11 protein-coding genes and 2 tRNA genes are annotated in these 13,561 nt (G+C 68.2%); 4 read left to right on the forward strand and 9 right to left on the reverse strand.

The features are described from left to right. Nucleotides 1-72: 72 nt before the first annotated feature. The 5 genes from M8C11_RS29795 to M8C11_RS29815 are packed head-to-tail and all read right to left on the reverse strand — an operon-like array spanning nt 73 to nt 4,865. Nucleotides 73-1,101: an aldo/keto reductase family protein gene (locus tag M8C11_RS29795; protein WP_252454748.1), complete on the reverse strand. Its 1,029-nt coding sequence runs from the start codon at nt 1,099-1,101 to the stop codon at nt 73-75. Continuing rightward, complete coding sequence (locus M8C11_RS29800; RefSeq protein ID WP_252454750.1) at nt 1,076-1,633, reverse strand: flavin reductase family protein; 558 nt, start codon at nt 1,631-1,633, stop codon at nt 1,076-1,078. Before M8C11_RS29800 ends, M8C11_RS29795 begins: the two co-directional genes overlap by 26 nt. Nucleotides 1,634-1,643: 10 nt before the next feature. Continuing rightward, a complete protein-coding gene (locus M8C11_RS29805) occupies nt 1,644-2,366 on the reverse strand; it encodes an SRPBCC domain-containing protein (protein ID WP_308212795.1) in 723 nt (240 codons plus the stop codon). 7 nt (nt 2,367-2,373) lie between these two features. Beyond that, nucleotides 2,374-3,648 (reverse strand): MFS transporter, encoded by a 1,275-nt coding sequence (locus M8C11_RS29810; protein WP_252454752.1) that lies wholly within the window; start codon nt 3,646-3,648, stop codon nt 2,374-2,376. Then, complete coding sequence (locus M8C11_RS29815; RefSeq protein ID WP_252454754.1) at nt 3,645-4,865, reverse strand: hypothetical protein; 1,221 nt, start codon at nt 4,863-4,865, stop codon at nt 3,645-3,647. The genes M8C11_RS29810 and M8C11_RS29815 overlap by 4 nt, the downstream gene beginning before the upstream one ends. Nucleotides 4,866-5,652: 787 nt before the next feature. Between M8C11_RS29815 and M8C11_RS29820 the strand changes: the two genes are divergently transcribed. After that, a complete protein-coding gene (locus M8C11_RS29820; RefSeq protein WP_252454756.1) occupies nt 5,653-7,506 on the forward strand; it encodes an AfsR/SARP family transcriptional regulator in 1,854 nt (617 codons plus the stop codon). 303 nt (nt 7,507-7,809) lie between these two features. Here the strand turns inward: M8C11_RS29820 and M8C11_RS29825 are convergent, their stop codons facing one another. After that, nucleotides 7,810-8,847 carry a polysaccharide deacetylase family protein gene (locus M8C11_RS29825; protein WP_252454758.1) on the reverse strand — a complete coding sequence of 346 codons (1,038 nt, stop codon included), beginning with the start codon at nt 8,845-8,847 and terminating at the stop codon, nt 7,810-7,812. A 283-nt stretch (nt 8,848-9,130) separates the two neighbouring features. On the opposite strand from M8C11_RS29825, the gene M8C11_RS29830 reads away from it, so the two are divergent. Beyond that, nucleotides 9,131-9,739 carry a hypothetical protein gene (locus M8C11_RS29830; RefSeq protein WP_252454760.1) on the forward strand — a complete coding sequence of 203 codons (609 nt, stop codon included), beginning with the start codon at nt 9,131-9,133 and terminating at the stop codon, nt 9,737-9,739. A 70-nt stretch (nt 9,740-9,809) separates the two neighbouring features. Here M8C11_RS29830 and M8C11_RS29835 read toward each other — a convergent pair whose 3' ends face one another. Further along, nucleotides 9,810-10,781, reverse strand: coding sequence for an aldo/keto reductase (locus M8C11_RS29835; protein WP_252454762.1), 972 nt, complete (start codon nt 10,779-10,781; stop codon nt 9,810-9,812). 166 nt (nt 10,782-10,947) lie between these two features. On the opposite strand from M8C11_RS29835, the gene M8C11_RS29840 reads away from it, so the two are divergent. Both M8C11_RS29840 and M8C11_RS29845 read left to right on the forward strand, forming a co-directional pair. Continuing rightward, nucleotides 10,948-11,553, forward strand: coding sequence for a TetR/AcrR family transcriptional regulator (locus M8C11_RS29840; protein WP_252454763.1), 606 nt, complete (start codon nt 10,948-10,950; stop codon nt 11,551-11,553). A gap of 43 nt (nt 11,554-11,596) precedes the next feature. Then, the gene (locus tag M8C11_RS29845; RefSeq protein ID WP_252454765.1) at nt 11,597-12,724 is read left to right on the forward strand and encodes a Gfo/Idh/MocA family protein; all 1,128 of its coding nucleotides are present in this window, start codon (nt 11,597-11,599) and stop codon (nt 12,722-12,724) included. 49 nt (nt 12,725-12,773) lie between these two features. Here M8C11_RS29845 and M8C11_RS29850 read toward each other — a convergent pair. Beyond that, nucleotides 12,774-12,846 (reverse strand) — tRNA-Arg (locus M8C11_RS29850). 36 nt (nt 12,847-12,882) lie between these two features. Then, nucleotides 12,883-12,973: transfer RNA gene (locus M8C11_RS29855), tRNA-Ser, on the reverse strand. Between the last annotated feature and the right edge of the window lie 588 nt (nt 12,974-13,561).

Consider the following 13,561-nt stretch of genomic DNA (forward strand, 5'->3'; position numbering starts at 1 on the left):
GGTGTTGGGCGGCCCTTTTGGGGCGGCCCAACCACCGGTGGACTGCATGAGCCATACCCGCTCGCGCCGGGGTCAGGCAGCTGATCCGGCCCAGTCCGGCTTCACCGCCATCATCTGGGCCGTCTTCGTCGGATCACGATCGACCAGACCGCCGAGCACCTCGTCGATCCGACTCAGCGCGCCCTCATCGAGCGGCTTCCCCGCGGCCGTCACGTTCTCCCTGATCTGCTCCGGCCTGGTGGCCCCCATGACGACGGAGGCGACTCCGGGCCTACTCAGCACCCAGGCGATGGCGAGCTGTGCGAGGGACAGCCCGGACGCCTCGGCGACCGGACGCAACTCCTCGACGGCGAGGAGCACCTTCTCGCCCAGGACCCGGTTGATGAACCGGGGAGCTCGACCGCCCGACGCCGCCCGCGAACCCTCGGGCCAGGCCTGACCGGGCCGGTACTTTCCGGTGAGCACACCCTGAGCCAGCGGCTGAAAAGCGAGTTGGCCGACACCCTGGCGCACGCAGAGCGGAAGAACCTCCGGCTCGATGACCCGCCAGAGCATGTTGTATTGCGGCTGGTTGGACACGATCCGGCTCCGCAGCCCGAGTTCCCCCGCCATGGTGAAAGCAGCCTCGATCTGCGGCGCGGTCCACTCGGAGACACCCAGGTACAGCACCTTGCCCTGGCGTACCAGGTCGTCGAAGGCGATCAGGGTCTCGTCGAGCGGGGTGCCCTCGTCGAAGCGGTGGGCCTGGTAGACGTCGAGGTAGTCGGTGTCGAGCCGCCGCAGGGACGCCTCGCAGGACTCCATGACGTGCTTGCGGGACAACCCCTTGTCGTTCGGCCCGTCGCCGGTGGGCAGGCAAACCTTGCTCGTGATCACCAGGGAGCTCCTCCTCACCCCGCGCAGACCCTCCGCGAGCACCTCCTCAGCGGCCCCCTGGGCGTACACGTCGGCGGTGTCGAAGGTCGTGATCCCCGCGTCGAGCGCCGCCCGGATGCAGGCCAACGCCTCCTCACGACCGGCCAGTTCGCCGTGAGTCAGCCAGTTGCCATAGGTGATCTCGCTGACCATCAGGCCGCTACGACCGAGCCGACGATGCTCCATGGATCTGTCCAGCCTCTCGTGGGTTCAGGGACGCACCGCCACCGGCTCTGCCGACATCGGTTTCACCGAGGTGGCGCATTGCTCTGTTGTGGAACACTATGGCCTCTTCATCACCGATGGCGACCGCCTCGACCGCCCCGATGATCACCTCATGGTCACCGGCCGTGAACGTACTGTGGACGAGGCACTCCATCGCGAACACGGCGTCCGGCAGGACGGGACAGCCGTCCGGCACCAGCGTTGTCCAGGCACCCTGAAACTTGTCGGTGGCTGTCGAGGCGAACAGATGCGCCAGACCGCGATGTCGCGCACCGAGGAGGCTCACCCCGAAACGCCCTGCCCGGAGCAGAACGGGCAAGGTCCGTGCCGACCGCGCCACACAGGCGAGGACGAGAGAGGGCTCCAGGGACACGGAGCAGAAGGCGCTCACGGTGAGCCCGCGAGCGCCTTCACGGCCTCCTCGGGTCGTGATCAGCGTTACGCCGCTGGGAAACCGCGCGAGCGCGGTCCGGAACTCCGCCGCCGAGACCATCTCGGCTCTGTCAGGAGGTGAACGGCCGGAGGACCAACTCGACCGTCCGGTCCTTGAGGGTGAAGGTCGCGGTCTGCCCTGCCTCGGCGTCGTCCAGCCAGCGGTGGAAGTCCTCCATCTCCTTCAGCTCGATGCCGTCGATGGCCCGGATCTCGTCGCCGGGCCCGATGCCGACGAACTCGGCTGCCGAATTGATGGCCACGTCCGCGACGACCATCCCGGTCTCCGGAGCCACCCCGAGGGGGATGATCCCGGTCTTCGGCGGCGTGATCGTCTTGTGGAACTGGAACGGCCGGTGCTCAAGGTATGCGGCGAGCCGCTCCAGGTAGTGCCACCAGTGGTGGTCGTACGCGTCGAACTCCAGCCGGGATCGCAGTGACTCGTTGAAGCCCGAGTGAGTGAGCCGCACCTTGGTGCGGTCCTCGTCCACCCGCACGAACGTGACCACCACCCGGGTCGGTTCGTCGTTGCCCGGCACGTCCCAGTCGTAGACGCAGGATTCCTGAGGCACCACCTCGCGCAGGGTGGCCGTGAACACGAGGTCGACCCGGCCTCCTCGGTTGAACTGCCATCGCAGGGCCTCACCCGGCCGGCTCGGGATCTCGCCGTCAATGAGATTGAGCCAAGCCCTGACCTCCTTCGGGTCGTTCCACGCAGCCCAGACCCGGTCCCGACCTACCTTGATCTCACGTTCCGTCGAGGTGTTCAGCATTGCCATCTCCGCATCTGTCATCCGAGGGCTAGTTGCCGTCGGTGGCCGTTCTCACGGCCTCTTCCACTTGTGCGTTCGAGATCTTGAACAGAGCAATCAGGGAGACACCTGCGGCGAAGATTCCGCCTGCTCGGTAGACCGTGTCGAGGTCGAAGTGCGACGCGATCTGACCGGCCAGGAAGATGCCGACCGGCATCAGACCGAATGCGACGAGCCGGTTGACGCTGCTCACCCGGCCCGTCAACTCCTGGGGCACGATGGCCTGCCGGATGGAGACCGTGGTCACGTTCCAGGTCATCGCCGTATAGCCGGTGATGGCCAGCCCCAGCGCGACGAGCGGGATCTCGCTGGTGAATCCCAGGATGGTGAACCCGAGGGCACCCATCAACGTCCCGCCGAAGGCCGAGCGCGCGGGGCCCAGCCGGCTGGTGAACATCCGGCAGGTGAAGCCGGCGGTCACGCTGCCGACGGCCACGGACGCAAGGAGCAGGCCGTAGGCCGCGTCGTCGAGATGCATGACCTGCCGCGCATAGAGCACCAGCATGGCCAGCTGACCGACCGTGCACATGTTCGTCAATCCGGCGACGAGCGTGTACGTGCGCAGGACTCGGTGCCTGGCCAGCCAGCGGACCCCCTGCGCGATCTCGGCCCGCATCGCTCCCCGCCGCGGACCTCTGGTCGTCTGGTTGTCACCCGCGCGGAAGTCACCACGCATCAGGAAGCTGAAGATCGCACTGAGCGCGAAGCTGATCGCGTCGATGACGATCGGGAAGGCTCGAGCCAGGGAATACAGCCACCCGCCCAGCGCCGGCCCGACGAACTTCAGCGCGGTCGTGTTGGCCGTCATCAGCCTGCCGTTGGCAAGCTCCAGTGTGGCCCGGTCCCGCGACACAGCCATCGGCAGGATCGCCGCCCGCGAGCTGTCGTAGACCGTCTCGATGGCCGTGACGGTGAAGGCCACCACCATGAGCAGTGGAATGGAGACCCAGTCTCCGAGCACGGCAACGACCAGCAGGCTCAGCAGCAGGCACCGCAGCGCATCCGACAGCCACATGGCCCTACGGCGGTCCCAACGGTCGGCGAAGACGCCGCCGAGCAGCGCGAGCAGCAGCCAGGGCAGCTTGTCCGCGATGCCGACCAGAGACAGCGTGGAGGGATCACTCGTCAGGTCGGCGGCCAGCAGGGGGAGTGCCGTTACAGTCAGGCCGTTACCCACACTCGAGATCGACCACCCGCTCCACAGGAGCCAGAAATTGCGCCCCAGCCGGACGTTCGTCGGCTGCGCCTTCTGTGCCGTCGTCATCGGGCCGCCCTCTTCGGCACCTCTGCCGCCGGGTCGAGCTCCAGCAGCAACCGGGTGGTGCGGTCGGCGGCCTCCTCGTCACCGAGTTCCTGGTGGCACTGCACCGCACGGTAGGCGCAGCCCGGACCCCGCAACGCGCCGAGTTGGGCGCCCCGCTCGAACTCCGCAGCGGCGCCTCGGAGATCACCCTGGCGCTGTCTCCAGGCCGCGACGAAGAAACGGGCCGACGGTTCGTTACCGTCCAGGTCGAGCAACCGACGGGCAGCCGCGCCCAATCGGCCGGTGGTGAAGACCGCCGGACCCGCCTTCACCGTCACGTCCATGAGCAACCGGGTGTTCTCGACGGCGGCGTGCCACTGTTGCGACGTGGCGGCCAGGCTCTCCGCCTCGTCGCCCGCCGTGACGGCAGCTTCCATCGCCGCCCGGGCAGCTTCGACGTCCTTGCCGGCGATCTGGTGGAACGCCGCGGCACGCCAGTATCGGCTGAGGGTCAGCGCCCGCACCCACGGCTCCTCCTCGGACAGGAGGGGCAGCAGTGCCTCGCCGTACGAGGTCCAGTAGCCACTGCCGCGCTCGCCGTCACGATCCCGCAGCAGGATCGAGATGAGCTGGGTGCTCGCCAGCACTCGCAGGGACGGAACTCGTCCGCCGGTGGCCACCCGGGCAAAGGTGTCGGCCGGCGTCTCGCTGCCACGCAGGTGTTGCCGGAGAGCCCGGGCGATCTCGTAGTCCAGGTGGTCACGGGCGGGATCCGCCAGCCCTGGCTCCTTCTCCGCGAGCTCGCACGCCAGGTTGTAGAAGCCGAGCTGAGTGAGCAGCCGGATAAGCACGGCACGCCGCGGTACGGACTGGTCCGCCCAGGCCGCGACCTGGTCGCTCAGGAACCGCCATGCCTCCAGCCCGGTCTGCTCGGCCACCTGCGCAGGAGACTGGCCGAGGAACGCGTCGTTCCTCGCCTGCCGGACCAGCCACGAGCGCGCATCGCCTTGGAGGATCAGTGAGCAGTACGGCAGGACCTCACGCGTCTGGTCGCGCAGCAGGGCCAGCAGCAGGGGCGTGCTCTCCGCGCACAGCGGCCCTCCGACCGTCGGCGTCAGAGTGAACCAGGCGCTCCAGACCCGCTGCAGTCGTACGGTGTCCAGCTCGACCGGGGGCGGGAAGTCCAGGTCAGTCCACGCGATGTCGTCGTGGCGGGGGTAGGTGTGCAGGTTCGACATCGGTCGTCCTCTGAGAGCGGGCGTGAGAAGAGGGGCGAAGCGGGAGAAGCCCTTCCGAAGGGCTTCTCCCGCCTCAACCTGAGTCAGGTCTTGCGGCGACTCAGTAGACCTCGCTGAAGTAGACCTCGCTCATGTCAGAACACCTCCCCACCTGCTAGATTGGACAGTCCCAGAGAGCTGCAGGCGGCCTGCCGCATCACTGACGAGCCATCGCAACTCTCGGACATGAGCCTAGGTAGGCGAGCTTTGTGGCCGCTTCGCGGCGCTTTTTCAAGCGAAGAAGCGGCTACCCGGGCCATGCCACGTGAGGTGGGAATCCCGGCGGTCGCCGAACCAGGCCGTCCGCGCCGCCCGGCTGCTCACACACCATTCGGCGTGAGCCAATGCCTGTTCGCGCCGGCCCGAACCGGGTCGCACGGCCGGCGAGCCGATGTTAAAGTCGTTGAAACGGGGGAGGGATTTCTGGTGACCATTTCCAGACGAATAAGCGTTCCATCTGACATCCGATGCTCCAAAGCACGGGTGTGTCTCAGCGTGTCGCACCGCAGTCGGCGCCGACGGCAGTACACAGACGCCGCTCGGCAGTGGTGACGATCTTCCCTGCCCTTCTGAGTGCCCTGCCGGCAACGGCACACTTCAGCCTGGGCAGGTTCTGACCGCTCCGCTCTCCTCTCCCTGGTAGCCCGCGCTAACTCGCACGTCCAGTACGGCGAATCGGCCGCAAGCCTTGCCCACCGGAGGGAACGCGACATTGCGTGCTGACATTGACATCCGACAAACAGCCTCCATGCGCTTCGGTATTCTCGGCCCGCTGCTCGTAAGCCACGAAGATGGACCTGTCGCGATCACGGGCAGGCGACCCCGGGCAGTTCTTGCCTGCCTACTACTGAGGCGCGGACACACGATTCCCGACGACGCGCTGATCGACGCGGTGTACGGCGACCACTCCCCCCGCAGCGCGCGCAACCAGATCCAGCAGGCGATTCACCACCTCCGCAAGATCGGCGTCCCGGTCACGCGGGACGAGAGCGGCGGCTACTCCCTCGCTGTCACCGAGAACGACGTCGACTCGGACTCCTTTCAACTCCACGTGCAGCAGGCGCGGACCGCCGTGCGGGAAGACCTTCTGGAGGAAGCGGCGACACACTTCACGTCCGGCTTCGCGCTGTGGCGGGGAGAGGCGTTGGCCGGTTTCGACACCCCGTACTTCCGGGAGGCTGCGGCGGAACTGGAGGAGCTACGTCTGGCGGCGCTCGCCGAGCACGTCGAGGTCCAGCTGGAACTGGGCCGGTCCCACGTGGTCATCCCGGACCTGAGCAAGGCGATCGTGGACAACCCGTTGCGCGAGCGCTATCACGGCCAGATCATGCTGGCGCTCTACCGGGAAGGACGACAGAGCGAGGCCCTGGAGGTCTTCCGGAGTCTGCGTCACCGGCTCGGTGAGGAGCTCGGAGTCGAGCCGGCCAAAGACCTCGAGAGGCTTCACCGGCGGATCCTCGCCCAGGATCCGACACTCCATCACAGCCGCACGGCGGGACTGCAGGACGCGGTCGTGCCCCGGCAGCTGCCGCCACGGACGACCGTGCTGAACGGCCGAGAGGCCGAACTCCGCAGGATTCGTCGCGCCCTTACCGAGGACCGTTCCCCGGTCGCGGTGCTCGCAGGCTTCGGCGGCATCGGCAAGACCGCGCTCGCCGTTCACGCCGCACACGGCATAGCGGACTCCTACCCCGACGGTCAGCTGTTCGCGAAGCTGACGGGCGAGCACGGCCATCCGGCGCGCCCGGAGGAGGTGCTCGGCATGTTCCTGCGCGCGCTCGGGCTACGCGACATGGACCTGCCGCCCGGGTTGGAGGAGCGGGCCGGCCGCTTCCGCACCCTGACCGCAGGCAAGCGGATCCTGGTCGTCCTGGACGATGCCGGCTCCCTTCGGCAGGTCCAGCCGCTGGTGCCGGCCGGCGACGGATGCGCGCTCATCATCACCACTTCGTCCTGGGATGTCAGCCAGCCCGGCTGGGAGTCGATCAAGCTCACGCCACTGGCCCCCGCAGATGCGCGCAGCCTGCTGGAACGAGGTGTGGGCAGGGACCTTCTCGAAGCCCAGCCCTGGGCCACCCGCGAGGTGCTCGACCGCTGCGGCGGTCTCCCGCTCGCGCTGGAGATCGTGGCCGCCCGGATCATCAACGGGCAGGGCTCGATCAGGCGAGTCGCCGAACGGCTCGCCGACCGCGACCGGTTGCTCCACGAACTCACCGTCGGCGACCGTACGGTGCGGGCGGTTCTTGAGCGCGGCTACCGTGCGCTGGGTGCCGGGCCGCGAGGACTCCTGCGCAAGATCGGCCTACTCGGCTGCGCGGAACTCACCGCCGAAACGGCCGCCGCGCTGGAGGGAACTTCCACCACGGACGCCGGTTACCTGCTGGACGACTTGGCGGACGCACACTTCCTGATCCCGGCCGCTGTCGCCACATCGGGTGAGACGACCTACCGGTGCCTCGACATGGTCCTGGCCTTCGGGCGTGAACGCTCCTTCAGCGAGGACGACGCGGAGGCCAGGGCGACCGTCCTGGAGAGGACGTGCGACCGACTGGAGTTCGTCAGAGGCCAGGTTCGTCGACGACGTCCTGGCGTATCGGTCTGATCCGACCGGCGGTCGGCGCTGTCCCAGGCCGCAGAAAAGATCAAGGCCTCTGACCAGTGGAAAAGCTGGTCAGAGGCCTTGATTAAGAGCGCCCGAAGGGCTTCGAACCCCTGTCTCTACGCTGGCCAATCATCCCTTCGCACGTGTCGCTGAGTGCTTCCGCGTGCCGGACAAGTGGCTGAGTACCTACTGGTCGGGGCGCCGATCGGCCACACAGGACGTGCTGTGCCGTTCACCGTAGGGCCACCTGGTCGACCACACCCACCCGAGCCCGTTCTCGGTGACCTGGGAGGGCCACCGGGATCAGCCCGCGGTGCAGGAACGGATCTGGGCTCTGGCGCTGCTGTTGCCGTTCATCATCGTGGTGAAGCCGAAGGTGTTGCCGCTGCCGTTGGACCGCATCGTCATCACGTAACCGGTGCTGTCCCAACTGGGGGAGCCGTTCCAGGTGGTGGAGACCCGCTGCGGCGGGGTCAGAGCCACGACCACGGTCCAGTTGCTGGCTCCCTGAACCGTCACCGAGGTGTTGTACCGGTCACCCCAGACGTTGGGGGTGGTCGCCGTCGCCGTGCACCCGCTGGTGGGAGGCGGAGTGGTCGGCGGCGGAGTGGTCGGCGGCGCAGTGCCGTCCGGGGCCACCGCTCGGCCGGTGCTCGGTGAGATCATGCCCGGACAGAGGTTGCGGCTGCTCAGGTTGGCCATGATCTGGGGAATCACGTCGCGGGTGTTCTGAATGCCGTCGTGCATCAGGATCACCTGGCCGGCCTGGAGGCGGCTGGCGTTGGAGACGATCTGGCTGACGCTGGCGCCGTTCCAGTCCTGGGAGTCGACGTCCCAGATCACCTGGCGCAGGCCGAGCGACGTGGCGACCGACTGGAGGGTCGAGTTGGTCTCCCCGTAGGGCGGGCGGAACAACTGCGGCCGGACGCCGGTCGCCGCCTGGATCGCCGAGTTGGTCTGGGAGAGGTCCGACTGCATCTGGCTCTGGCTCATCGAGGTCATGTGCGCGTGGTTCCAACTGTGGTTGGCCACCCACATGCCCGCGTCGACCTGGGCCCGCGCGGCGGACTGGTTGCTCTGCACGTTCTGCCCGACGTTGAACATGGTCGCCCGTACGCCGTTGGCACGCAGCACGGACAGCAGTGCGCCGGTGCTGCCGGTCGGCCCGTCGTCGAAGGTGAGGCCGACGTACCCGTTGCAGGTGGCGGCGCTGGACGGAGTGGCGGCGACCGCGAGACCGGCGGCACTCAGCGCCACGGTGGAGGCGAGCACGGCCAACCGGGTGAGACGCGATGTTCGGGGGGCGGACGGGCGGCGGGAGCCGCCGGTGCTGGCGTACATGCGCAGGTCCTCCTCGGGACGGGTACCACCTGACGACGCACGGCGTAAATCGACAGAGATGGATGTTGCCGGCGCTCGGAGTATTGCAGCGGCGTTTCGAACACGTCAATGATTTTCCGGAAGTTTTCCGGAAATACGCGCCCGGCCGCGTCGAGCACCAGGGCGCGCGGGTTCGAGGACCGCGCACGCCCTGGCGGTCAGGGGGTGTCCGTGTTCCCCGTCGTCAGCGCAGGAACGTGAGGAGCATCCTGGTGAGCTCCTGCGGTCGTTCCTCGGTGAGCCAGTGACCGGTGTCAGCCATGACCTGAGTCTCGACATTGGCGGCGTAGCCCTGCCACTGGATGCCCACGGCGGTGCTGAGGGCTTCTTCGCCTCCGACGGCCAGGATGGGCATCTGGAGCAGTCCCGCCTCGCGGAACTTCTCGTTCTGGGCAATGTCCGTGTGGAGGGCTTGGTACATGTTCATCCACGCCTTGAACCGGCCGGGCTCGCGGAGGTACCGGGCGTAGAACTCGTAGTCGCGGTCGTCAAAAGCCCCGTCCACTGCCAGGTACTGCTCGACGAACCCCTTGACCAGATCGCGCTCGTGTCCACGGACCAGGTCCTGAGCGAAGTCCTTCTGGAAGAACCCGAGGTGCCACGTCGACAGGTCCCCCTCCGCGGGAGCACCACGGAGAGAAACAGGGCCGAGGCTACGGCGGCGAAGGCGGTCGCACTGACGGCCTGCCCGGCCGCGCCGGTGGACACGTTCAGGCCGTCGGCGATACCCGGAAGCAGGCTTGCGGGCAGGAATTCGGCAATGATGAACGCGAATATGCCGAGACTCAGAGAGCCGACGCCGGCCCAGGACGCCAGGCCGCTGGCGGTCGAGACATCGTTCGATGCCATATGACGGGTGGTCATGTGATGTCCTTCAAAGGCTGTGCGGCGCCTTTCGGGGACGACCGGGGATGGCGACCGGCTCAGTGGTTGAGGGCGGCCATGTTGGCCTGGTCGTAGCGGTCGCCGGTGGCCGGTGTCAGGTTCCGCAGTCGGGTGATCTGGTTGTCGGTGAGAGTGATGCGGTCGGCGGCGGCGTTTTCCTCGAGCCGGTCGATGCGCGTGGTGCCGGGGATGGGGGCGATGTCGTTGCCTTGGGCGAGCAGCCAGGCGAGGGCGACCTGCGCGGGCGTGGCCTCGGCCTCGGCGGCGACGGCGCGGACCTCGTCGACGATGCGCATGTTGCGTTCGAGGTTGCCGCCGGCGAAGCGGGGGTTGGTACGGCGCCAGTCGTCGGCGTCGAGGTCGTCCAGGGTGCGGATGCCGCCGGTGAGGAAGCCGCGGCCCAGCGGGGCGTACGGGACGAAACCCACGCCCAGCTCGCGCAGGACCGGCAGCACCTCGGCCTCGGGGTCGCGGACCCACAGCGAGTACTCGGACTGCACCGCGGCGATCGGGTGAACGGCATGCGCCCGCTGGATCGTCGCGGGGCCGGCCTCCGACAGTCCGATGTGACGGATCTTGCCCTCGGCCACCAGCTCCGCCAGCGCGGCGACGGTCTCCTCGATCGGCGTGACTCCATCGCCCCGGTGCTGGTAGTAGAGGTCCAGGTGGTCGGTGCCGAGGCGGCGCAGCGATCCTTCCACTGCGAGCCGGACGTTGGCCGGGGTGCTGTCGTTGCCCGGGCGGCCGGTGTACGAGAGGTGACCGAACTTGGTCGCGAGCACCACCTCGTCCCGGCGTCCCTTGATGGCGCGGCCGACCAGTTCCTCGTTGACGTAAGGGCCGTACGCCTCGGCGGTGTCGATGTGCGTGACGCCGAGGTCCAGGGCCCGCTGGATGGTGCGGATGGACTGGTCGTCGCGCTGGCCGGCGCCGGTGTAGAAGGCCGACATACCCATGGCACCCAGACCGATGCGGGAGGTCTCCAGTCCGCCGAGCGAGATGGTTCTCATCGCGGTGTTCCTCTTCCTGTAGTAGGCCCGACCGCTTTAAGTTCCGGTCGGTACAGAACGCTAGCACATCTGGACCGATCGGGAGTAAAGTCGGCTGTGAGGAGAGAACCAGCTGGCCATGGCGGTCCGCCGACCCTGCCGACCCCGAATCGAGGAGGATGCCGACATGAGTGGATCCCAGAGCACCGCGTTCGGCCGCCCCCGGGAGTTCGACATCGACGAGGCACTGGAGCGGGCCATGCAGGTGTTCTGGGCGCGGGGGTACGACGGCACCAGCCTCACGGACCTGACCGGCGCGATGGGGATCACCAAGTCGAGCATGTACGCCGCCTTCGGCAACAAGGAGCAGCTCTTCCGCAAGGCCGTGCAGCGTTACGCCGAAGGGCCGGCCTCCTACGTGACCCGCGCCCTGCGGGAGCCCACCGCCCGCGCGGTGGCCGAGACATTCCTGCGGGGAGCCGTCCGCACGACGACGTCGCCCGGCCGCCCCGCGGGATGTCTGTCCGTGCAGGGTGCGCTGGCGCTGAGCGAACAGAGCCGCCCCGCGCACGACGTACTGGTCAACTGGCGCATCGACGCCGGCGACCAGCTCGAGGCGCGCTTCCGGCGCGCCGTCGAGGAGGGCGACCTCCCGCGCCACGCCGACCCCGGACGCCTCGCCCGATACGTCATGACGACGGGATTCGGCATCGCCGTCCAGGCCGCGAACGGCCTCGGGCCCGACACGCTCGACGAGATCGTCGACACGGCACTGCTCGCCTGGCCGACGTGACCACCCGGCACGGCGCAAGCACGCGAAAGGGCGACGAAACGTGATGGGAAAACCCGGGAGACGCCCGCTCGGCGTCGGGATCGTAGGGCTCAGCACGTCCGGCGGATGGGCGGCCGGGGCCCACCTGCCCGCGTTGTCGGCAGTCGACGGCGTGGAACTCACCGCCCTCGCGACGAGTTCCCCCGCGTCGGCCGCTGCTGCCGGCGCCGCGTTCGGGGTGCCCGGCTACGCCTCGGTCGACCAACTCGTGAAGGACGAGAACGTCGACCTTGTGGTCGTCGCGGTCAAAGTGCCCCACCACCGCGAACTGGTGTTGCCCGCGCTGCGGGCGGGAGTGCCGGTGCTCAGCGAATGGCCCTTCGCCATCGACCTGGCCGAAGCCGAGGAGATGGAAGGCGCCGCCCGCGACACGCGTACCTTCATCGGGCTTCATGGGCGCTCCTCGCCCACCTTCCGCTGGCTGGCCGGCCTCGTCGCCGACGGGTACGTCGGGAACGTGCTGTCCGCGACGGTGCTGGCCTCTTCGGTCGAGTGGGGCAACCCGGTCTCCGAGCGCATGCGATACACCCTCGATCGCACGCTCGGCGCCACGATGCTCACCATTGCGTTCGGAAATGCCATCGACACGGTGTCGATGGTCGTCGGCGAGCTGCAGGACGTGGTCGCCTCGACGGCGACCCGGCGCCCGATCGTTGCGCTCGGCCGCACCGGACAGACGGTCCCGATGACCGCCGAGGACCAGATCGCCGTCTCCGGCCGGCTACCCGACGGAGCGATCCTCTCCGCCCATCACCGTGGAGCAACTCTGTCCGGACCTTGGTTCTCCCTGCTCATCGACGGCACCGAGGGAACTCTCGAAGTCACCTCCGCGAGCGGATATCCCCACCTCGGGCCCGTTACGGTGCGCGGCGCACGAGGCCGCGCCCCACTGTCGCCGTTGACACTGCCCGATGGCCACGACGACTATGCCCAGCTGGCCGGAACACCGATCCACAACCTGGCGCACACATACGCGGCGATCCGGAACGATCTCGTCAACGGCACCACGACCGCCCCGGATTTCGCCCACGCCGTCACACGTCACCGACTCCTGGACGCGATCATCCGATCGTCCGCCGAGGGACGACGCGTACAACTCGCGGAACGAGGAGGTATTCGCAGGAATGGCTAGACAGCAAGAAGCCCCCTAGCGGCCGTTGGGCCTGCTAGGGGGCTGTCTGTGCGCCCGAAGGGACTCGAACCCCTAACCTTCTGATCCGTAGTCAGATGCTCTATCCGTTGAGCTACGGGCGCCTGGTGCTCGGCCAGTCTACACAACCGGCTTTCGCGCGGAGACTCCGGGATTCGAACCCGGGAGGGGCTTTAAGACCCCAACCGCATTAGCAGTGCGGCGCCATAGACCAGACTAGGCGAAGTCTCCCTGGTGACCCCGAGGTCACCGCGCCCGAGGATACAGGCCCGCACCCGCCCGGGGCAAAGCGGATACCGGGACCGGCCCCCGCCACCGCGTTTCCGTCGTGTGCCAGCTCACGTCCACGGCTACGCTCCATCGATATGCAGGAGCAGCCGCCGAGCGATCCGCCCCGTCGCGAGCCCGCAGCCAAGGCCCGGCGGAGCCGCTCCCCACGACCGACGTTCAACCCACCGACGCCGGATCCCACCGTGGAGAACGCGACGAGCGACACACCGGCGCCCCGGCGTCCGCGCCGGTCGGCGCCCACAGTCGTCTTCCAGCCGCCGACGCCGGCCGACGCTGCAGCGCCGGCCCCGCGCCCGCGTCCGGCCGCCGATCCCTCGGCAGCCGATCCCGGTACGCCGCCCGCAGCGCAAGTCACCCCTACCTCTTCCACAACCGATCCGGGTACGTCTGCCGCAGAGCAGTGTCAACGCCGGCTGAACTTTGACCCCTCTGTTCCGGCCGAATTTTGACCCCTTCGCTGGTTTGTTGATGTTCAGTCGTTGGTCTTGGTTGCTGCGGGGACGCGGCCGAGGTCGCGGTCTTTGAGGC

The organism is Micromonospora sp. CPM1, assembly GCF_023896895.1.
GTDB lineage: Bacteria > Actinomycetota > Actinomycetes > Mycobacteriales > Micromonosporaceae > Micromonospora > Micromonospora tulbaghiae.